This window comes from Prosthecobacter sp., assembly GCF_044227185.1.
Taxonomy (GTDB): Bacteria; Verrucomicrobiota; Verrucomicrobiia; order Verrucomicrobiales; family Verrucomicrobiaceae; genus Prosthecobacter.
Genome location: NZ_JBGAFO010000018.1, coordinates 38576 through 57805, shown reverse-complemented (window position 1 = coordinate 57805; position 19230 = coordinate 38576). Strand labels below are relative to the sequence as shown.

General features: G+C 63.6%; 16 protein-coding genes. 10 read left to right on the top strand and 6 right to left on the bottom strand.

Annotated elements, in window-relative coordinates; translation table 11 throughout:
• The 7 genes from ACILSQ_RS29210 to ACILSQ_RS29180 all read left to right on the top strand — a co-directional run bounded on the left by ACILSQ_RS29210 (position 1) and on the right by ACILSQ_RS29180 (position 9674).
• On the top strand, positions 1–1479 hold the full coding sequence (locus ACILSQ_RS29210; protein WP_395747237.1) for a hypothetical protein: 1479 nt from the start codon (positions 1–3) through the stop codon (positions 1477–1479).
• Entirely contained in the window at positions 1476–2360 is an 885-nt protein-coding gene (locus tag ACILSQ_RS29205) for a DUF58 domain-containing protein (protein WP_395747236.1), read from the top strand. The genes ACILSQ_RS29210 and ACILSQ_RS29205 overlap by 4 nt, the downstream gene beginning before the upstream one ends.
• Positions 2357–4126, top strand: coding sequence for a BatA and WFA domain-containing protein (locus tag ACILSQ_RS29200; protein ID WP_395747235.1), 1770 nt, complete (start codon positions 2357–2359; stop codon positions 4124–4126). Before ACILSQ_RS29205 ends, ACILSQ_RS29200 begins: the two co-directional genes overlap by 4 nt.
• Complete coding sequence (locus tag ACILSQ_RS29195; protein ID WP_395747234.1) at positions 4123–6837, top strand: VWA domain-containing protein; 2715 nt, start codon at positions 4123–4125, stop codon at positions 6835–6837. The genes ACILSQ_RS29200 and ACILSQ_RS29195 overlap by 4 nt, the downstream gene beginning before the upstream one ends.
• 61 nt (positions 6838–6898) lie before the next feature.
• Positions 6899–7471: a Uma2 family endonuclease gene (locus ACILSQ_RS29190; RefSeq protein ID WP_395747233.1), complete on the top strand. Its 573-nt coding sequence runs from the start codon at positions 6899–6901 to the stop codon at positions 7469–7471.
• 163 nt (positions 7472–7634) lie between these two features.
• Positions 7635–8996 carry a Gfo/Idh/MocA family protein gene (locus ACILSQ_RS29185; RefSeq protein ID WP_395747232.1) on the top strand — a complete coding sequence of 454 codons (1362 nt, stop codon included), beginning with the start codon at positions 7635–7637 and terminating at the stop codon, positions 8994–8996.
• 114 nt (positions 8997–9110) lie between these two features.
• Complete coding sequence (locus ACILSQ_RS29180) at positions 9111–9674, top strand: YqgE/AlgH family protein (RefSeq protein WP_395747231.1); 564 nt, start codon at positions 9111–9113, stop codon at positions 9672–9674.
• Positions 9675–9730: 56 nt separating this feature from the next.
• On the opposite strand, the gene ACILSQ_RS29175 is transcribed toward ACILSQ_RS29180, so the two are convergent.
• Genes ACILSQ_RS29175 through ACILSQ_RS29165 form a run of 3 tightly spaced genes read right to left on the bottom strand, consistent with a single transcriptional unit; the run spans position 9731 to position 13250 of the window.
• Positions 9731–12328: a hypothetical protein gene (locus ACILSQ_RS29175; protein WP_395747230.1), complete on the bottom strand. Its 2598-nt coding sequence runs from the start codon at positions 12326–12328 to the stop codon at positions 9731–9733.
• Entirely contained in the window at positions 12325–12897 is a 573-nt protein-coding gene (locus ACILSQ_RS29170) for a hypothetical protein (RefSeq protein ID WP_395747229.1), read from the bottom strand. Before ACILSQ_RS29170 ends, ACILSQ_RS29175 begins: the two co-directional genes overlap by 4 nt.
• A gap of 32 nt (positions 12898–12929) precedes the next feature.
• The gene (locus ACILSQ_RS29165; protein WP_395747228.1) at positions 12930–13250 is read right to left on the bottom strand and encodes an FmdB family zinc ribbon protein; all 321 of its coding nucleotides are present in this window, start codon (positions 13248–13250) and stop codon (positions 12930–12932) included.
• Between the two features lie 172 nt (positions 13251–13422).
• On the opposite strand from ACILSQ_RS29165, the gene ACILSQ_RS29160 reads away from it, so the two are divergent.
• Complete coding sequence (locus tag ACILSQ_RS29160) at positions 13423–14283, top strand: helix-turn-helix domain-containing protein (protein ID WP_395747227.1); 861 nt, start codon at positions 13423–13425, stop codon at positions 14281–14283.
• 129 nt (positions 14284–14412) lie between these two features.
• Here the strand turns inward: ACILSQ_RS29160 and ACILSQ_RS29155 are convergent, their stop codons facing one another.
• A complete protein-coding gene (locus ACILSQ_RS29155) occupies positions 14413–14814 on the bottom strand; it encodes a hypothetical protein (RefSeq protein ID WP_395747226.1) in 402 nt (133 codons plus the stop codon).
• Between the two features lie 63 nt (positions 14815–14877).
• Between ACILSQ_RS29155 and rlmN the strand changes: the two genes are divergently transcribed.
• Complete coding sequence (rlmN, locus tag ACILSQ_RS29150; protein ID WP_395747225.1) at positions 14878–16002, top strand: 23S rRNA (adenine(2503)-C(2))-methyltransferase RlmN; 1125 nt, start codon at positions 14878–14880, stop codon at positions 16000–16002.
• Between the two features lie 142 nt (positions 16003–16144).
• On the opposite strand, the gene ACILSQ_RS29145 is transcribed toward rlmN, so the two are convergent.
• Together ACILSQ_RS29145 and ACILSQ_RS29140 are read right to left on the bottom strand one after the other, a co-directional pair.
• Complete coding sequence (locus ACILSQ_RS29145; protein ID WP_395747224.1) at positions 16145–16747, bottom strand: cyclic nucleotide-binding domain-containing protein; 603 nt, start codon at positions 16745–16747, stop codon at positions 16145–16147.
• Positions 16748–16801: 54 nt separating this feature from the next.
• Entirely contained in the window at positions 16802–17716 is a 915-nt protein-coding gene (locus ACILSQ_RS29140) for a hypothetical protein (protein ID WP_395747223.1), read from the bottom strand.
• A 125-nt stretch (positions 17717–17841) separates the two neighbouring features.
• Here ACILSQ_RS29140 and ACILSQ_RS29135 point away from each other — a divergent pair, with 125 nt between their 5' ends.
• Positions 17842–19203, top strand: coding sequence for a sulfatase (locus tag ACILSQ_RS29135; protein WP_395747222.1), 1362 nt, complete (start codon positions 17842–17844; stop codon positions 19201–19203).
• Positions 19204–19230: the final 27 nt, after the last annotated feature.

The window sequence follows — 19230 nt, the reverse complement described above, 5'->3', positions numbered from 1 at the left end:
ATGAATGCCGCCCTGCCCATGCTGCGTGATTTCAGCGACCGCTTCAGCCCCATCGTGGTCAAGGAGCTGCGCCAGGGCCTGCGCACCCGCTTTTTCACTTCGTCGCTCATCCTCTTTCACACGCTCATCATCCTCCTGCTCGTCACGGTGACCTTTGGCTCGCCCGTGGAGGTCGTAAACGGCATCTTCTGGGGCATCGCGGGTCTCATGCTGCTGGTGGTCCTGCCCCTGCGCGGTTTTTCCGCCCTGCATGGCGAGGCTGCCGATGGCACGCTGGACATGCTCACGCTGACCTCCATCGCCTCCTTCCGCATCCTTTATGGCAAGTGGCTCGCCCTCTTCAGCCAGTCGCTGCTGGTGGCGGGCTCCATCCTGCCCTACATGGTGGCGCGTTACTTTTTCGGCGGCGTGGAGATCCTGCGGGAAGCCGTCGCGCTTCTGCTGCTGGTGCTGGGCTCGGGAATCATCACCGCGGCGCTGCTGGCCTTTTCTTCACAGTCATCCGTCCTGCTGCGCCTTTTTCTGGCGCTGGGTGTGGGCGCCGGCGCGGTGCCCCTGGGCTTCTTCACCGCCTTCCTCGTTTCGGTGTCGTCTGCGGATTCGGTCGTGCGCGATTTCTTCGCGCTGGACCGCTGGGAGCAGTACAGCATCGTCGGCGGCATCCTGGTGCTGGTGGTGTATGTCGTGTATTATTTTCTGGCGCTGGGCTCTTCACGCATCGCCCCGCCTTCGGAAAACCACAGCACGCGGAAGCGCCTCGTCGCGCTGGCCGTGCATGGGGCTTTCACGGTCGCCGGCCTGCTGCTGTGCTTTTTCAACAAGGATCCTGATGTGGCTCTATGCGTCTTTATCCCGCTGATGTTTATGACGCTCATCGTCTCCATGGACGTGCTTACGGAGGAGATGCCGCGCTACCCCACGGCCGTGGAGGCCCTGGCACGGCGCGGGTCTTTCGGCAGAATGGCGGGCCGCCTGTTATACCCCGGCTGGGCTTCCGGTGTTTTCTTCGCCGCCCTTTTGTGCATGATGACGTTCAGCATTCTCGCCGGCATCACCGCGCGGCACCGCCACTGGGACTGGGATGATGGCCCCGCCCCGTATTTCCTCTGCATCTTCCTCGCCGCCTTTGTGCCGGTGATCCTGCGCATCGGCCGCGCCGGCCTCTTTGCCAACTGGTGGGTGGTGCAGCTCTGCTCGGTCATTCTCGGCATCATGCTCTCCATGTTTTGCCACGTCATGAATGCGCGGGATCTGGGAGTCATCGGCATCATCACCCCCATCACGGCCCTGTTCGGTGTGGAGACGGTGGATTACTCCAGCCGCGACGGCATCATCCTCTACGGTTGTTTCTTCAGCGCCATCTGGCTCCTCGCCGCCGTGGTGCGTGCGCGGATCAACTTTGACGTCTATAACCGGCTCGAAGACGAAGCCCACATGCATGACGCCGTCGCCATCCGGAAAACTCCTCCGCTCTCATGACGCTGCTCGAAGATCCCACCGCCCTGCGCACCCTGCATGTCCGCGCGCGTGGCTGGGCGCGCGTGCTGAAGCTGCCCTTCCGCCAGCAGCGCTGGCGCGGCCATGCCGGCGAGTTCATGGGCGGCGGCACCGGCAGCAGCCTCGACTTCCAGGACCACCGCCTCTACCTGCCCGGCGATGATCCGCGCCAGATCAACTGGCAGGCCTACGCCCGCACCGGCACCTACTCCATGAAGCTCTACCGCGAGGAGGTGCGGCCCCTGGTCGATGTCATCTTCGATGTCTCGGCCTCCATGTTCGCCTTTCCTGCCAAAGAGCGGCGCGCGCTGGAACTGTTCGCCTACACCGTCGAGTCAGCGCTGCAGTCCGGCGCCACGCTGCGCTGCTACGCCATGGCGGGAGCACAGCACCAGCTTCTGGAGCCCGAGGTCATTCTCAGCGGCCAGTGGCACTCACGCGTCAGCACTTTGATTCCCACGCAGGAAACTCCGCTCCTGAACCGCCTGCCACTGCGCGCGGGAGCCATGCGCATCTTCATCAGCGACCTCCTCTTTCCCACCGAACCCGAGGCAGTGCTCGCCTGCCTCAGCACGCGCAGCGGCCGCGGCATCGTCTTTGCGCCTCTGGCGCAGGAGGAGGCGGATCCCGGCTGGGATGGCAACTACGAATTCATCGACCCCGAAACCGGCCTGCCCCACGAGCATCGTGTGGAGCCCGCGCTGCTGCAGCGCTACGAGGCCGCCTACCGCCGCCACTTTGAACTGTGGAAAGCCGCCGCGCAGAAGCACGGCATCGCGCTGGCCCGTGTGGCGGCGGAGCCGGACTTTCAAAAGGCGCTGCAGCTTGAAGGCCTTTCCAGTGGAGCCGTGGAAACCGCATGAACTTCACGCTCGCCAACACCTGGGGCCTCTGGGCGCTGCTCGGTCTTCCGGCCGTCATCGCCATTCATTTCCTCCAGCGGCGCAACCGCCGCGTGCCCGCCACCACGCTCTTTCTGCTGCAGCAGATGAAGCGCGAGAGCCGCACCGGCAGCCGCTTTGAGCGCCTGCGCACCTCCATCCCGTTCTGGCTGCAGCTCCTCATGGTCCTGCTGCTCACCTGGCTGCTCGTGCAGCCCCGCTGGCTGAAGCATGACGCCGTTCAGCGCATCGCCATCGTCATGGACGCCTCCGCCAGCATGCAGGCCTTTCGCGCACCCGCATTGCAGGCGGCGGATGAAGTGCTCGGCCTCCTCGAAGGACCCCTGGCGCGCGCGGAGCTCACCCTCCTCTCTTCAGATGCCGAGGCGCCCAGCCTCTACCACGGCACCATGCCTGCCGAGCTGCGGCAGGCCCTCGCCCGCTGGGAGCCTCTGCTCGGCGTGCATGATTTCACACCCGCCTTGCGCGTGGCACGCGGCCTCGTCGGTCCGCAGGGCGTCGTGGTGCTTGTCACGGATCATCCGCTGCCGGTGCCGCCGCTCTTTGCCGCGCAGGTCATCTCCGTCGGTCAGGAAACCGAAAACGTCGGCTGGGCCGGCGTGACCGTGGAAGAAAAAGACGGCCAGTGGCTCTGGCACGCGCTGGTGAAAAACTACGGCCGCACCGTGCAGGAGCGCGAATGGCGCGCGCAGGCGGGCGCCGCGGAGTCTCCATCGAAGCCGCTCAAGCTGGCGCCCGGCGAAACTCAGACGCTCTCCGGTCCTTTCCCCTCCGGCGATGTCCCGCAGATGACGCTTCACCTCAGCGATGATGCGCTGATGCTCGACAACGCTCTGCCGCTGGTACGTCCGCAGCCCAAGGTGCTCTCCCTCTGTCCGCTGGAACGCAAGGAGCCGGTGCTCGCGGAGATCTTCAGCCGCTACGCCCACCTGCGCATCGTCAGCGTGCCGGGAGAGTCAGATCTCGTCGCCGCCGTGATGACGCCAAGCTTCGCCCTGCCGGAGCAGCGTCACGGCTGCTTCTTCCAGGCGCCGGCAGACGAAACAGCGCCTTATCTCAAAGGCGGCATCGTCGCCGAGCCGCATCCATTGGTGGAAGGTCTGAACTGGCAGGGCCTCCTGGTGCGCGAGTCCAAGACCCTGCCGCGTCAATCGCAGGACCGCGTGCTGCTGTGGCAGGGGGAGCGTCCGTTGATCACCCTGCGCGTGATGCCCGCCGGCGGCCGTCAGTTGATCTGCCAGTTTGATCTGCAGAGCTCCAATGCGCGCAAGCTGCCCGCCTTCGCCGTGCTGCTGCATCGCTTTCTCGAAGAGCTGCGTGCTGACAAGCTCGCGCCCGAAGCCGCCAACTTCGATGTACGCCAGCACATCACCGTCGCCCATCTTCAAGGTGCGGAGGCCGCCCCCCTGAAGCTCGGCGATCAGGAAATCCCGCTCGCCCAGGCACGCCTGCTGCGCGCCCCCGCGCGTCCAGGTCACTTCACCGTGCGCCAGGGCGAAACCCTGCTGCTCACCGCCGCTGCTCATTTCGCCGACACCCGCGAAGCCGACCTCACCCTGGCCAAACCCTTCAATGAGCTCGACAAGATCAAGGCCGTGCAGGTGGAAACCCTGCATGAGGCCGATCCCAACTGGCGCCTGTGGCTTCTCCTTCTGCTGCTGCTCCTGCTCGGCAGTTGGTGGTTCACGAATTCCAAACGCGAAGCCCGGGAGGTGGCGCGCGTATGATTTTCCGCCATCCAGAATGGTTCGCGCTGCTGCCTGTGCTCCTGCTTGCGGGCTGGCTGCTCCCGCGCCTCTCTCTGTGGCGGCCGGTGCGGCTGCTGCTTGTCGTTTTGATCACCGTCACGCTGGCACAGCCGCAGTGGCGGCGCCTTGCGGACGGCGTGGATCTCTGGGTTCTGCTGGACGCCTCCGTTTCCGCCGAGCAGCCCATGGCCCGCGGCCTTCCCGAATGGGAGAAGCTGCTGGAAAAAAGCCGCGGCCCGCAGGACCGCATCTTTTACCTCAACTACGCGGCGGAGGTGATGAAGCGCGGCGCCGAAGGCGCGGAGATGTACGCGCGCAATCAGACGCAGACGCGCACCGCCCAGGCCGTCACCCAGGCGCTCGCCTTCGCTCAGCGTGAAGGCTCCGGCAGGCCGGCGCGCATCCTTGCCATCACCGACGGTTATTCCACGGAGCCGCTGACAGGCCTGGCCTCCAAGCTCACCCAGCAGGGCGTGGAGCTGGACTACCGTCTCGCCCGCGAAAGCGAGACCACCGACTTCCGCATCTCCGCCATGAACCTGCCCGCCCGCGCGCAGTTGGGCGAGCCTTTCCTCATCGAGATCGAAGTGCGCGGCACGGTCGATGGCAAGATCCCCCTCACGCTGCTCCGCAATGGGCGCGAGCTCAAAACCAGCGATGTCACCGTGAAGCTCGGCAGCGGCACGATCCGCTTCACCGACCGTCTGCCCGCGGCGGGCGTGGCGCATTACGAGGCCATCCTTCAGCCTGCAAAAGACGCCCACGTGGGAAACAACCGCCATGAGGCGATGATCGAGATCGCCGGTGGCCCCCGCGTTCTGTTGCTCACCAAATACACGAACGATCCCGTCGCGGAAACACTGCAGCGCCAGGGTTTCACCGTCGAGACCGTCAGCGAACTCCGCTCCCTGCGCCCCGGCCAGCTTGCCGGTGTGAAGTGCGTCATCTTCAACAACGTCCCCGCCTTTGAGCTGCCCTCCGAGTTTCTGCCCGCCATGGATTTCTATGTGCGTGAGCAGGGCGGCAGCGTGCTCATGGCCGGCGGCAGGCAGAGCTTTGCGGCCGGCGGTTATTTCGAGTCGCCACTCGATCCCCTGCTTCCAGTCTCGCTGGAAATGAAGCAGGAGCACCGCAAGCTCATGGTCGCCATGGCCATCGTCATGGACCGCAGCGGCTCCATGGGCATGACCGTGCAGAACGGCTTCACCAAAATGCAGCTCGGTGATGAAGGCGCCGCCAACACCATCCGCTTCCTCGGCCCGCAGGATCTGCTGACCGTCTTTGCCGTGGACAGCGAGGCTCACCAAATGGTGCCGCTGCAGCAGGTGGGGCCAAACCGCGACAAGATGGAGAGCGCCGTGCGCCGCATCGAAAGCACCGGCGGCGGCATCTTCGTCTATAACGGCCTCAAGGCTGCGTGGGACCAGCTCAAAACCGCGCCCGCAGGCCAGCGCCACATCATCCTCTTCTCCGACGCCGCCGACTCGGAGCAGCCCGGCGACTATCAGAACTTGATCGATGAAATCATCAAGAACGGCGGCACCGTCAGTGTCATCGCCCTCGGCACTCGCAGGGATGTGGATGCCTGGATCCTCGATGACATCGCCAAGCGTGGCAAAGGCCGCATCTTCTACACCGACAAAGCCGAGGAGCTCCCCAGCATCTTCAGCCAGGAGACCGTCGCCGTGGCGCGCAGCGCCTTCATCGAAGAACCCGTTCCCACCAAGGCCGCCGGCGGGTGGTTTGAGATCAGCAGCCAGACCTTCGAGTGGCCGAAGGAAGTGGATGGGTTCAACCTCAGCTACCTGCGTGACTGGGCCAGCCAGGCGCTCATCACCCAGGATGAATACGCCGCCCCTCTCGTGGCCTTCGGCGCCCGCGGCACCGGCCGCACAGCCGCAGTCAGTTTCCCTCTCGGTGGCGAGCACTCGCAGCGCATTCGTGCCTGGCCGAAATACGGCGACTTTTTGCAGACCCAGGTACGCTGGCTCATGGGTGAAGCCATGCCGCCCGGCATCGGCGTGCGGCATCGCATTCATGGCAACACTCTCACCCTCGATCTCCTCTATGATGAAGAGTGGGAGCCCAAGCTCCGCACCAAGGCGCCGCGCGTCGTCCTCGCACACGGCCTCCGCGCCGAAGGCTCTCATGAGCTCGCCTGGGAGCGTGTCGCGCCCGGCCATTTCCAGGCCAGCACCGAGCTCCCCGAAGGCGAGATGGTGCGCGGTGCCGTACAGGTCGGCGGGCAGGCCATCAGCTTTGGTCCCACCATCGTCGGCACCAGCACTGAGTGGGCCTTTGACGAAACACACGTGGAGGAGCTTCGCCGCGTCTCACAGACCAGCGGCGGCCGCGAGCTGCTGGAAATGAGCCAGGCCTGGCGCAGCCCCGCCCTGCCGCGCTTCACGGATCTCGGCCTCTACCTCTTCATCGCAACGTTGCTCCTTCTTCTCTTCGAAGCCTTCGTCACCCGCACCGGCTGGAAGCTGCCGCGCTTGGCCCGCAGCGAAGGCAGCCCGCGGCCCAAAATCGCCAAACCCTCTCAGGAAACCCTCCTCCATCAAAAACGCCTGGAGCGATCACCGAAGCCAGAGACCCCGGAAGCACCCGCGCCAGCCACGGAAACAAAAACCGAACCCGCCTCCGCCGAAGAACGCCAGAGCCGTTTTCAGCGCGCGAAGAAACGTTGAGGCGCTGGAGGCGGGCCGGATGAAGGCTTGCGTGCCATTCAGGGTGAATTTAGAATAAATCATGGTCCCCATCCTGACATTGCCAGGCTTTCAGCAGCGTGCCATGCCGCTGTCCATCCAGGCATGGCATCAAATGATCGCCACCGGTCTCGCCCCGGCGCGGGCTGAACTCATTCGCGGGGTGATTGTCGAAAAAATGAGCAAGTCCATCATCCACACGAAGCTCTCTGCGCGAATCTTCGCCCTGCTGCAAAAACTGGCAGGTGCTCAGGTGTGGGTCCGCAAAGAGGATCCGCTCACCTTGACCGATTCAGAACCCGAGCCAGATGCCTCGGTGGTCGCAGGCAGGGAAGAGGATTTTCAAAGTCATCCGGCCACGGCCCTTCTTGTGGTGGAGGTTTCTGTTTCCAGCATCAATGAAGATCGCGAAATGGCGGATCTGTACGCAGAAAACCAGGTGGTCGAATATTGGATCGTCAATGGTCAGGACCGCTGCATCGAATGCTATCGCGACCCCGTTGACGGCCGCTATCAAACACAGCTCCGCATTACCGAAGGCTCACTCCTTCAGAGCACCGCACTGCCGGCAGTGAGCGTGGACACCGCCGAATTGTTTGCGGGTATCGGCGCCTGATCTCCCCCGCGCCTGGGACTGATCAGACGAAGGCCTCAGCGCCCTTGATCCAGATTCTTTTCCAACCGCTCATGGTACTAAACTGCCGTTCTTCTCGTTTGGAGACAAAGAATCCGGCGTGGCAGCGTACGTTGGGAGACATTCCAATCCATCGTCGCTCGCCATGCCCACCTCCCGCCGCACCTTCCTCAAGAACTCCACCCTCGCCTCCGCCGCTGCCGCCTTCCCCGCCTTCGTGCGCGGACAAAACCTGAACAGCAAGCTTCAGGTCGCCTGCGTCGGCGTCAACGGCATGGGCTACAGCGATCTCCACAACGTCGGCTCCCACGCCGCCGTGAAGTTCGTCGGCTTCTGTGATGTCGATGCCAACCGCTTCGACAAGGCCGACAAAGAATTCCCCGGCGTGAAGCATTTCTCCGACTACCGCGAGATGTTCAACACCCTTGGCGACGGCTTCGACGCCGTCACCGTCGGCATCCCCGACCACATGCACGCCCCCGTCGCCGTGGCCGCCATGCAGAAGGGCAAGCACGTCTATTGCCAGAAGCCCCTGGCCCACACCGTCTGGGAGGCCCGCCAGATGCGCCTCTGGGCCGAGAAGAAAAATCTCACCACGCAGATGGGCAATCAGATCCACTCGTCCATCGAGTACCGCATGGGCACCCGCCTCATCAAGGAAGGCGCCATTGGCAAAATCAAAGAGGTTTATTCCTGGGTCGGCGTCACTGGCAATGAGCGCACCCGCATGTTCCAGCCCCCGCCCTCCGCTCCCGTTCCCGCCAATCTCAACTGGGACCTCTGGATCGGCGCGGCACCCATGCGCGACTACGCCCCCTCCTACCACCCCTTCATCTGGCGCGACTGGCAGGACTTCGGCGGCGGCGGCCTCGGCGACTTCGGCTGCCACATCATGGACCCCGTCTTCACCGCGCTCGATCTCACCGCCCCTATCAGCGTCCATGCCAAGAACAGCGGCATCAACAACCAGATCTGGCCCACGCACGAGACCGTGAACTACGTCTTCCCCGGCACCCAGTACACCGCCGGCAAGACCATGAAACTCACCTGGATGGACGGCGGCCTCAAGCCCAGCCACAAGCTCGCGCAGATGCCCGGAGACATCGACCTCCCCGGCAGCGGTTCCATCTTCATCGGCGAAGGCGGAACCATGGTCCTCGCCCACGTCGCCGGCCCGCGCCTCTACCCGCTCGATAAGTTCACCGGCTTCAAATATCCGAAGGAAGAGGGCCGCAGCCACTGGCACACCTGGGTGGATGCCTGCCTTGCCGGCAAAAAAACCAGCGATGGCTTCCACTACGCCGGCCCCCTCGCCGAAACCGTACAGCTCGGCAACGTCGCCACCCGCCTCGCCATTCCGAAGATTGACCCCGTCACCGGCCGCATGGAGGAGGCAAACAAAGTCCTGGAGTGGGACGCCGCCAATCTCAAGTTCACCAACGCACCAGAGGCGGACAAACTGCTCACGAAGACTTATCGCCAGGGCTTCGAAGTCGCGCCTGCATAAAGGGACATCGGCTCTCCCACCTTAAACAGACGCGCGCTGGACTGAAAAAATTCAGCGCGCATTTTTTTCGATGGCAATCGAGCGTCTGGCGTAGTTATTGCGTCAGACATCGATATGAATTCGGAACCTTCGAACGAATCATCGTCTTCCCTCAGCGGAAGCCTCCTGCTCGCCTCACCGGCCATGCGTGACTCCAACTTCGCCCGCTCCGTCGTCTTCATGGCGGCGCACAACGCGAAGGACGGTGCCTTTGGCTACATCCTGAACCGCCCGCTGGAGCAGTGCGTGGCCGATCTCCTGCCAGACCAGGATCTCGGCCCCCTCGGCGGGGTCCCTGTCTTCATCGGCGGCCCCGTGTCCACTGACAAGCTGGCCTTCGCCGCCCTGCACTGGAACAAGCGCCGCCGCACCCTCCGCTGCCAGACCCATCTTTCCGTGGCGGACGCCCTCCACGCCCTGAGCCTCGGCCACGATGTGCGTGGCTTCGTCGGCTACTCCGGCTGGAGCGGCGGCCAGCTCGAAAGCGAGCTCGAAGTCCGCTCCTGGATCACCACCACCGCGCGCCCCATCGTTCTCACCGTCGAAAAGCCCACCCAGATGTGGTCCGCCATCCTCAAGGACATGGGCCCCGTCTATCAAGTCATGGCCGGCATGCCTGAGGATGTGGGCTTGAATTGATCCAGCGTGAAGTGGTCCGCACATTTTATGTGCAGTTCAGGGCAGGTCGAACAGCCCTACTTCGAGAACTCCTTGTCGATCGCATCCAGATACTTCGAGATCGGATCCGTGCGCGGCGGCAGCTCTTTCTGAATGGTCTCCGGCAGCTTGAGGAAGTCCTCAAACTTGCCTGACAGCCGCCCGCTTTCACTGGCCTCAAACCAGTCCAGATAGTCCCGCACCGCGATGGACTTCTGATACGCGATCAACGCAAACTCATGCAGCGTGGCCAGGCGTTTGTCCATGTCCTTGGTCTTCCCCGTTTCAATGTCATGCACGGCCACGAGGTACCCTCTCACCACCGGACGGAACAGCACGCTCACGCGCAGCTCCAGCGCCTGAAGCGACACGATGTTGTACGAGAGGATCTTGGAAAGATCCGGGTTCTTGAGGATGTGCTGGTACTCCTCCAGCGGCAGGCTCACCGGCACCAGCGCGGGTCCCGCCTGGTCGGTGGCGGCGGGCGCCATGGCTTTGGCCTGCTCCGCAGTGGCGGGCCTGGCGTTCGGATTGGTGGTGCGCGGTTTGTCCTCCGTCTTCGCCGATGACTTCGATGCCGGCTTGGCGTTGGGATTGCTCGTGCGCGACTTGCTGCTCTTTTTGGCGGCAGGCCGGTCATCGCCGGCAGGCTTTTTGGCAGGCGGCTCTTCCTTCGGCGCTTCTTCGGTCTTCGGTTTGGGTTTGGATTTGCGGAAGCCAAACAGCGGCTCGATGGCGGGCTGTGCTGCGGCGGGAGCGAGAAGCTGCCACGCATCCGCCAGCGCGGGCGAAATCAGCCGCGCCACATCGAGAGGCTCCGGCGGAGAAATCAAGGCCTGCTTCTCCTTCGCGGGTTTCTCCTCGTTCTTTTCTTCGGCAGGTTTCTTTTCACCCCGGAACCAGTTCAGCGGATTGAGCTTGGAAGGTTTCTTTTCCTCCTTCTCTTCCTGCGGCGCAGGCCTGGCCTCCGGCTTCACCTCGGGCTCTTTTTTGGCCGGAAGCTTCGGCTTCTCGATGGCCGCGGCTTTTTCTTTTTCAGGCGCCTTCTTCTCTTCGCCACCGGCGCCAAAGAGCCGGCCGATGAATCCCGGTTTCTTTTCCTCCTCCGCTTTCTTCTCGGCTTCGGTGGTGGCGGCGGGAGTTGCGGTCTCGGCAGGTGGTTTGTCACCCGCCTTGGGCTCGGCTTGCTTTTCGGTTCCATCCCCCAGGAAGAGAAACCGCCGCCACAGGCTGCGTTTCGGCTTTGAGCCATCCCCTTGCGGCTCATCTCCGGCCACGGCCTCAGCAGCAGCGGCTGGCGTTCTAGGCCTGGCGGCCGGCGCATCCGCAGTGGGTGCGGATGCCGGCGCCCGCGGTTCGCTGGCACTGGCCACCGCCAGTGGCGCTGGCAGCACGAACGGATGAAACTTCACATTCTTCGGCACTGCGGCAGGCGGTGCCTCATAATGGATGGTGATGGCCTCCTCGATGGCCTTGATGCTTTCCGCGGCAGTGTAGGGCTCGCCCACCCCCTGCTTTGCCAGCGTGGCCAGCTGCAGGGACCACCACTTGTTCAGGCTGGAGGCGGAGGCCGCAAAATTCGGAAACGCCGCGCTGAGAAGCTGGCGCTCCGGGCGCGGATCATTCGCCAGAGCATTGAGAAACTTGTTCAGGTGCTGCGGGCCGTTCGGCTGGTCCACCAGCGCCAGCACCAGCGCACAGCAGGAGGTCTCATAAATCGTGCGGGAGAGGTGGTCCATCTCCACCGGCGAGGCTTCGATGATCTCCTCGATGCCATAAATTTTTCCGCTGCGGAAAAGCGTGGCAAACAGGCTGCTGGGCGCGGCGCTGCTCCGGTAGTCCATCGCCTTCAGCACGCCGGTCATCACCCAGTCGGGCAGCAGCAGGCGGCCTTCAGGAACCTCCAGCTTCTGATGATTCCGCACGATGCGCTCCGCCAGCAGCGCGCGCACCACCTCCTTGCGCAGGTCCTCCGCCTTCAGCCCCGGGCGTTCGTTCACCGTCACCTGCAGATGAAAGCCCCCAAAGCTCAGCTCCGTGATCGCCGTGGAAATGGGCGGCCCCTGCGTCTTCGCGGCGTCCTCGCCAGTGTTCAGCACCACCACGATCGGCAGCACCCACGGCTCCTTGTCATTGAGCACCTTGCGCAGATCCTGTGAAATTTCCTCGCAGCGCGTGGCCATGGCGCTGCGCGTTTCAAACACCTTCCCATGCACCACAAACTGCCGGCTGGTGCTGGTGGAGCTGGTGACGGGCACCTTGTCAGATGGTGCCGAAACACGCGGTGCGCTCGTGACCGCGGGCTTTTGCGTCACGGCTTCCAGCGCCTGCAGTTTGCTGGCGGAGTTGCCAGAAACCGGCGGTGCCGCAGGCCCGGCAGGTGGCATCTGCGGCTGTGCTGCTGTCGCAGGCGCAGGCGCTGTTGCAGGTGCCGGCTTCGCGGCTTCTCCCGGCTTCAGCTCTCCCGGCAGCGGCGGTGGCACGGCCGTCTTTGGCGCTTCGATCGCCGCCGCGGCTTCCTTCTGTGCCTGCGTCAGGGCTGGCGTCGGCGGCACGGGGGTCTGCCCCGCCGCCAGCAGCGCGGAGAAGACAAATGCGAGCACCCCTGCGAGGGCGGATGGAAGATGACGGTTCATGCGGAAGGGAAGCGCGGATCAAGCACGAGCTTGTCCTTGGCGATGGTGATCTGCGTCATTTGAAACAAGGCGCGGATTTCCGGGGCCAGCGCATCCGCCAGCGCCCGGAGAGAGGGGTCCAGCGGCCGCATCATCCCACGTGGCATCTGCAGATGCCCGTAGGCGCCGCGCAGCACTTCCACGCGGAAGTTTTTCTCATCACGGTGAATCGCCAGGTCCACGCTGGCGGTGCGCGTGTAGCCGTGGATCTTCCAGATCAGCACCACACGCGCGCTGTCCGGCTCCAGATCCACGCGTGCTCCATCAAAGGCCACCCACCCGCCCAGCATGCCGGGGATCTTTCCTGCCAGCGTCGTCATCAGGTGGCGGTTGATGTCCGCCTCGCTGATCTCAATCACTGCCGTTCGCTTGATCGTCGTCTGGTGCAGGGAGTCCAGCAGGTCGTCCGCCTTGGCCGCGCTGGGTGCCGCGGTCTTGGGCAGCTCGGCCGGACGATGTGCCACCCACGCGGCACCAGCCAGCAGGCTCACGCCGAGAAACCGCAGGATCTTAAAAAGGGAACGAATCACGGCGGCATGGGGTTGGGGAAGGGCGGCGTACCTCAGGCCTGGCTGCCGGAGGTCTTGGCTGGGGCAGGGGTGCTGGCGGCAGGAGCCGGGCTTGCGGCGGCTGGCGCGGAACTCGTGGAGGCCGCCGCGCTTTCAGAGTCCTTCTTCGCCGCCGCTTTGTACGAGTCGCTGCGGTAGTCGGTGATGTAAAAGCCGTTGCCTTTGAAGATGAACCCCGCCCCCATGCCGATTTTGCGCTTCACCGGTCCCGGACAGCCTTCAATCGGGCATTCCGTGAGATGCGGGTCTTTCATGGACTGCTTGGCCTCAAACTGGTGGCCGCACGTCTGGCATTCGTAATCGTAGGTGGGCATGGTGTGCTGAAAAAGAAAAGACGCACGCAGGCAGGCATGGGATGAGCTGCGCGGCGGGCTCCCAGTATGCCGCTTTGCCCCCTCTGCTGCAAAAGGATTTTCCCCGCCCCGCTCTTCCCGGGTCTGCAATCATCGCTCGACACCCAGGGCCTGTTGAATGTATTATCCGGCCATGGCCTCGCTGTTCCATGAAACCGTCTTCATGACGAATCTTTACGCCACTCCGGCGGACTGGCAGCGCGATTTGTTTTATTCCGTGGTGCGCGCAGGCCATTTGAAGGCCGGATACGAGCACCGCATCGAGCGCGAGACCTACCCCGGCCACGAGCTCATTCTCTGCCTCAAAGGCTACGGCTGGGTCCAGATCGCCGGAAAACGCCACGAGGTCGGCCCCGGCGCTCTCCTCTGGGTGAACTGCCACCACCCCCACCTCTACGGCGCCGCGAAAAAAGATCCCTGGGAGCTCTACTGGATGCGCATTGAGGGCAGATCTCTCGACCGCATTGCCGAGCTCCTCCAGGTGCGTTCCCAGCCCGTCCTCGAAGGCATCAATGAGCAGGCCATCAAAGCGGAGTTTGAGCGCGCCTTTCAGTACATGAGCGGCACCCGCCCCAGTGATGCCGCTCTCGCCAGCGCCGCCGTCGCCGCCATCATCGGCCTCGCCTTCCACGTGCGCCTCTCAGAGCCCGGCCTCGTGCAGCCGGAGCTTCCCTCCGCCGTTTCGAAGGCTCTCGAGCGCATGCGCCTCTACTTCCATCTCCCCATGCGCGTCATCGAGCTCGCCCAGCTCAGCGGCATGAGCGAGAGCCACTTCAGCCGCCAGTTCAAGGCCGCCATCGGCACCAGCCCCATCGACTGGCTCCGCCGCGAGCGCATCAACCAGGCCAAGCGCCGCCTCATCGAATCCGACGACCCCGTCAAAGAAATCGCCCGCCAGGTCGGCTACCATGATCAGTTCTTCTTCTCCAAAGACTTCAAGAAGATGACCAAGCTCACCCCCACGCAGTTCCGCGAGCAGGAAAAGCAGCCGTAAAGTAGTCTTCTCGCTCCGCGAGAAGAACTCGACGCGTTCTCAGGGAAAGATCATTCTCAAGCCATCAAACGCATGCCAATCATCGAAGGCATGGGCTTATCGCCCCCGCGAGCCGACCACAGTCCCGAGCTACCCCACCACCGCCTTCCCCTTCACCCTCTGCTCCACCCACGCATGCGTGCGGCGGAAAATAAAATCCAGCATCAGCGCCAGCACCGCGCCTGCCACCGCGCCACCGATCCCCCCATACACCGCGATCATCCAGCTCTCGTCCACCTTCTCTAAAAAAGCCCGCCCCACCCACGCCGTGATCGCTCCGGCGGGAATGCCCGCCAGCACGCCACATTGCAGCAGCAGCGCACGCACCGCCGTCGCCGGTCGTTTCGTATAGAATCCCAGCGCCACCGAACTCGAAACCACCCCCAGCATCGCCAGCCCCGCCGCGATCACACACGCAAACAGCCCGATGCCGATGCCCACACCGATCAGTACGATCATGACCAGCATGGCAATAAGTGCGGGAATTCCCATGACCACAGCATCAAACTCAAATCTCGAATTTCAAATCCTCATTTCATCGCCAATGGTGACCGCATGAGCACGACCCCCGCCCCCCAGGGACTCCTCGGCATGAAGCCGGAGGAAATCTCCGCCGTGTTCACGGAGCTCGGCCAGCCCGCCTTCCGCGCCAAACAGCTCGTCGAGTGGGTCTTCGCCAAACGCGCCGCCACCTTTGAGGCGATGACGAATCTGCCCAAGGCCACCCGCGAAGCCCTCGCCACCCGCTTTGTCACGCGCACGATGAGCGTCGCCAAGGTCACCGGCTCGGCTGACACCACCCGCAAATTCCTCCTCAAGCTCCACGACGGCCGCTACGTGGAGACCGTCCTCATCCCCGCCAATCCCGCCCTCTACGGCGGTGCCTCCGACCGCCGCACCCTCTGCGTCTCCAGCCAGGTCGGCTGTGCCTACGACTGCAAATTCTGCGCCAGCGGCCTCGCCGGCTTCACGCGCAATCTCACCGCGGCGGAAATCGTCGAGCAGATCGTGCAGGTGGAGGCCTACGCCGGAGAGCGCGTGGACAATCTCGTCTTCATGGGCATGGGCGAGCCCCTCGCCAATTTCTCCAACGTCACCAAGGCCATCGAAATCCTCAATGCCGAGTGGGGCATCGGCATCGGTGCACGGCACATGACCGTCAGTACTAGCGGCCTCGCGCCGCAGATCAAAAAGCTTGCCGACTTCCCGCTCCAAATCCGCCTCGCCATCTCCCTCCACGGCGCCACCGATGAAGTGCGTGAAAAAATCATGCCGGTGAACCGCAAGCACCACCTCGCGGAGCTCTTCGAAGCCCTCGACTACTGGAACCAGAAGCGAAAGCAGTTCCTCACCTTCGAGTTCATCCTCATCGCCAGCGTCAACGACAGCCTGCAGCAGGCTCAGGCCCTCGCCAAGCGCGCCCGCGCTGCGAACGCCAAGGTCAACCTCATTCCCTACAACACCGTCGATGGCCTTGACTGGGTGCGCCCCAGCGAAGCCGCGCAGGATGCCTTCCTCGCCGTGCTCACCAACGCCGGCGTCACCGCCACCCTGCGCCGCGAGAAAGGCCACGACATCGCCGCCGCCTGCGGCCAGCTCCGCCTCAAGCAGGAAACCGAGCTCGGCATCATCGAGTCACCCATCCCCGCCAAACGCATCACGATCGGCGGCGGCGCGTAAAAGTACAGTATTCATCTCGCTCCGCGAGATGAGCCCAGCGCTCCCATCATCCCACAAACCTTCCCGCAGTTCCTCAACGCTCGTATTGTAGTGCCTGCTTTAGCAGGCTCCGGGCGCAACACCCAGAGCCTGCAAAATCACACTACCTCACCCGCGCCGGCTTCCTCGCCGCCGCGGCAGGCGCACGCTTCACCGGCCGCTTCAGCTTCGGCACAGCCGCCGGTTTCGCCGCAGCGGAGGCGTGGGCCTGGGCCTCCTTCAGCTCGCGCAGTTCCTTCTCCACCGCCGCCAGCCGCTTGGAGGTGGCCTCCAGCTTCCGCACCACCAGCCGCGCCACAAATTCATACAGCGCCGCATGAAAATCCGGATCCTCCTCACGCGGGTGGATGTCCTGCAGGAACTTCTGGTCCACTGCCAGGCACACCGCCTTGCTGGACGCGATCACGGACGCCAGCCGCTTGTCATGATTCACCAGCGCCAGCTCCCCAAACACTTCTCCGATGCGGGTGATGGCAGCCACTTTCTTGGTGCCCACCCGCACCTCCAGCTCTCCGCTGAGCAGGACGTAGATGCGGGAGTCGATGCTGCCCTCTTTGATGATGTGGTCGCCCGGCTCGCATTGCAGCAGGCTGCTGGAATTGAGCACATCATCGAGCTGGTCATCGCTGAAACTGGCGAGCGCAGGCACCGCTCGCAGAGGCGACGGGCTGTGCTTCTCGTCGTGGATATAAGCGAATTCTTTCATGGAATTGCGGTGATTCTGTCAGGAGGATGGTGGCGGCGACAAGACAAATTTCCGTCATTTTCCAGCCGCCTTCATCGCTGCATCATACGCGGCCCAGAAGTCCGCCGGTGACATCAGATCATTGCCGCCGTCGTCAAAACGCGTGCCTATCTTCTCCAGCGGCAGCGCCTTCGCCACGTCGATTCCCGCCGTGATGTTCGCCGGCGTGAAGACCAGACGCGTCAGCTTCATGCCCTTGAGAGGTGTCAGATCCGTCACCGGCGTCTCGCCAATGTGCAGCCGCTGCAGCGCCGTGCCGCTCAGCGGCGTCAGGTCCTTCACCTTCGTGCGGTGCAGCGTCACGCTCACCAGAGGCACCGTTTTCAGCGGCCGGATGTCCTCCACCGGGCAGTCCGTCAGCCACAGCATCTGGATCGGACATTTGCCTATGCCCGAAATGTCGCCAATCGGGCAGCCCACCGCGTTCAGCTCCACCAGCGGCATGTTTTCCAGCGCCGCCAGGTTCTCCACCGGCGTGCGGCTCAGGTACAGTTTTTGCAGTGGCATGCCGCGCAGCGGGGAGAGATCCTTCACCTTCGTGTCCTCAAGATACAGCTCCACCACCTTCTTCCCCTGCATCGGCCTCAGATCGGTGACCGGCGTCTCGCTCAGATCCAGCGCCATCGGCTCGATGTGTTCCAAAAACTTCACGTTCTCGATCTTTGCCCCGCGCAAGCTCAGCGCCACCACGTTCCCCGCCTCGATGCTGAACTGCCCGTCGCCTGTGTAGGCCGGGTTGTGGTACTTGATCTCCGTGTGCATCATCTGCTCCGTCCAGTACACCTTCTTCGGCGCGTCCTTGGCGGGTGCTGGCGCGGTTGCTGCGGGTGCTGGCGCAGCAGCAGCAGGAGCCGCCGCCACCGCAGGCTTTTCCTCCACCGGCTTCGCCGCCGCGGCAGGTTTCTTGGACTCATCGCCGCACTGAGTCATCAAAAGAGGCAAAACAAGGGATAGGAGCAGGCTGGGCTTCATCCCCTGGGCATGCCGGATTTCAGCCTGAGTTGCAAGCTTGAACTGAAACAAGAACGGCAAATGGACGTTTTCGCGCCACCACCATGCGCCCGTTCCTCCTCCTCGCCTCCCTGCTGCTCGCCGCATCCGCCTTTGCCGCCAAACCCAACGTCCTGCTCATCGTCGCGGACGATCTCGGCTACAACGACGTCGGTTTCCAGGGCTCCACGGAGATCCCCACGCCAAACCTCGACAAGCTCGCAGCGCAGAGCCTCGTCTGCACGAATGGCTACGTCTCGCACCCTTTTTGCAGCCCCACCCGTGCAGGCATCATGACCGGCCGCTACCAGCAGCGCTTTGGCCATGAAAACAACCCCGCCTGGCTGCCGCAGGATACCGTGGCCGGACTGCCCCTTACCGAGACGACCTTCCCCCAGCTCATGCAAAAAGCCGGCTACACCACCGGCGCGGTTGGCAAATGGCATCTCGGCGCGCACCCGCAGTTCCACCCAAACAAGCGCGGCTTTGACGAATACTTCGGAGCCCTCGGCGGCGGGCATCAGTACTTCCCTGGGGACAAGGGCGGCGTGGAATACACCATCCCGCTGAACCGCAACGGCAAGGACGAGGCCCAGACCAAGTACCTCACCGAGCAGTTCGGCGACGAAGCCTCCTCATTCATCGGCCATCACGCCGGCGAGGCCAAACCCTGGATGCTTTATCTGGCCTTCAACGCACCTCACACACCCCTTCAGGCCCCGCAGAAGTGGCTCGACAAATTCTCCCAGATTCCGGACAAAAGCCGCCAGACCTACTGTGCCATGGTCTGCGCCATGGACGAGGCCATCGGCGCGGTGCTTGTCAAACTGGACGAGTCAAAGCAGCGCGACAACACGCTCGTCTATTTCGTCAGCGACAACGGCGGCCCCAATCTCCAGGCCAAGAGCGGCAGCAACTTCACCAACAACGCCCCCCTGCGTGGCGCGAAGGGCATGGTCTATGAAGGCGGCATGCGCGTGCCCTTTCTCGTGAGTTGGCCCGCCAAAATCAAACCCGGCAAATACGAGCAGCCCGTCATCGCGCTCGACTTCCTGCCCACCGCTCTCGCAGCCGCAGACTCCGCCGGCCTCGCTCCCCAGAATCTCGATGGCGTGAACCTCCTGCCCTTCCTCAGCGGCGAAAAAACCGGTGCACCGCACGACACCCTCTTCTGGCGCACCGGCGGCCCCGGCGGAAACAACGCCGTGCGCCGCGGCAGCATGAAGCTCGTGCGCCTCGGCACCGCGCAGCCTGAGCTCTACGATCTCTCCACCGACATCGGCGAATCCAAGAACATCGCCGCCGAAAAACCCGCCGTGGTTCAGGAGCTCGTCGCCGCCATCGCCGACTGGGAGAAAGGCACCATCGCTCCCATTTTCGAAAGCCCCCGTGCCGGCAAACCCGCGCCCAAGAAGAAAAAGAAATAGGCGGCCGCGCCGCGTTTCTGGCAGGAT

Excerpts from the sequence above, each read along its gene's own strand:
- ACILSQ_RS29135 (WP_395747222.1), top strand. The coding sequence starts at position 17,842 with ATGCGCCCGTTCCTCCTCCTCGCCTCCCTGCTGCTCGCCGCATCCGCC.
- ACILSQ_RS29195 (WP_395747234.1), top strand. The coding sequence starts at position 4,123 with ATGATTTTCCGCCATCCAGAATGGTTCGCGCTGCTGCCTGTGCTCCTG.
- ACILSQ_RS29155 (WP_395747226.1), bottom strand. The coding sequence starts at position 14,814 with ATGGGAATTCCCGCACTTATTGCCATGCTGGTCATGATCGTACTGATC.
- ACILSQ_RS29145 (WP_395747224.1), bottom strand. The coding sequence starts at position 16,747 with ATGAAAGAATTCGCTTATATCCACGACGAGAAGCACAGCCCGTCGCCT.
- ACILSQ_RS29175 (WP_395747230.1), bottom strand. The coding sequence starts at position 12,328 with ATGAACCGTCATCTTCCATCCGCCCTCGCAGGGGTGCTCGCATTTGTC.
- ACILSQ_RS29180 (WP_395747231.1), top strand. The coding sequence starts at position 9,111 with ATGAATTCGGAACCTTCGAACGAATCATCGTCTTCCCTCAGCGGAAGC.
- ACILSQ_RS29190 (WP_395747233.1), top strand. The coding sequence starts at position 6,899 with ATGGTCCCCATCCTGACATTGCCAGGCTTTCAGCAGCGTGCCATGCCG.
- ACILSQ_RS29140 (WP_395747223.1), bottom strand. The coding sequence starts at position 17,716 with ATGACTCAGTGCGGCGATGAGTCCAAGAAACCTGCCGCGGCGGCGAAG.
- ACILSQ_RS29160 (WP_395747227.1), top strand. The coding sequence starts at position 13,423 with ATGGCCTCGCTGTTCCATGAAACCGTCTTCATGACGAATCTTTACGCC.
- ACILSQ_RS29210 (WP_395747237.1), top strand. The coding sequence starts at position 1 with ATGAATGCCGCCCTGCCCATGCTGCGTGATTTCAGCGACCGCTTCAGC.
- rlmN (WP_395747225.1), top strand. The coding sequence starts at position 14,878 with ATGAGCACGACCCCCGCCCCCCAGGGACTCCTCGGCATGAAGCCGGAG.
- ACILSQ_RS29185 (WP_395747232.1), top strand. The coding sequence starts at position 7,635 with ATGCCCACCTCCCGCCGCACCTTCCTCAAGAACTCCACCCTCGCCTCC.
- ACILSQ_RS29200 (WP_395747235.1), top strand. The coding sequence starts at position 2,357 with ATGAACTTCACGCTCGCCAACACCTGGGGCCTCTGGGCGCTGCTCGGT.
- ACILSQ_RS29205 (WP_395747236.1), top strand. The coding sequence starts at position 1,476 with ATGACGCTGCTCGAAGATCCCACCGCCCTGCGCACCCTGCATGTCCGC.
- ACILSQ_RS29165 (WP_395747228.1), bottom strand. The coding sequence starts at position 13,250 with ATGCCCACCTACGATTACGAATGCCAGACGTGCGGCCACCAGTTTGAG.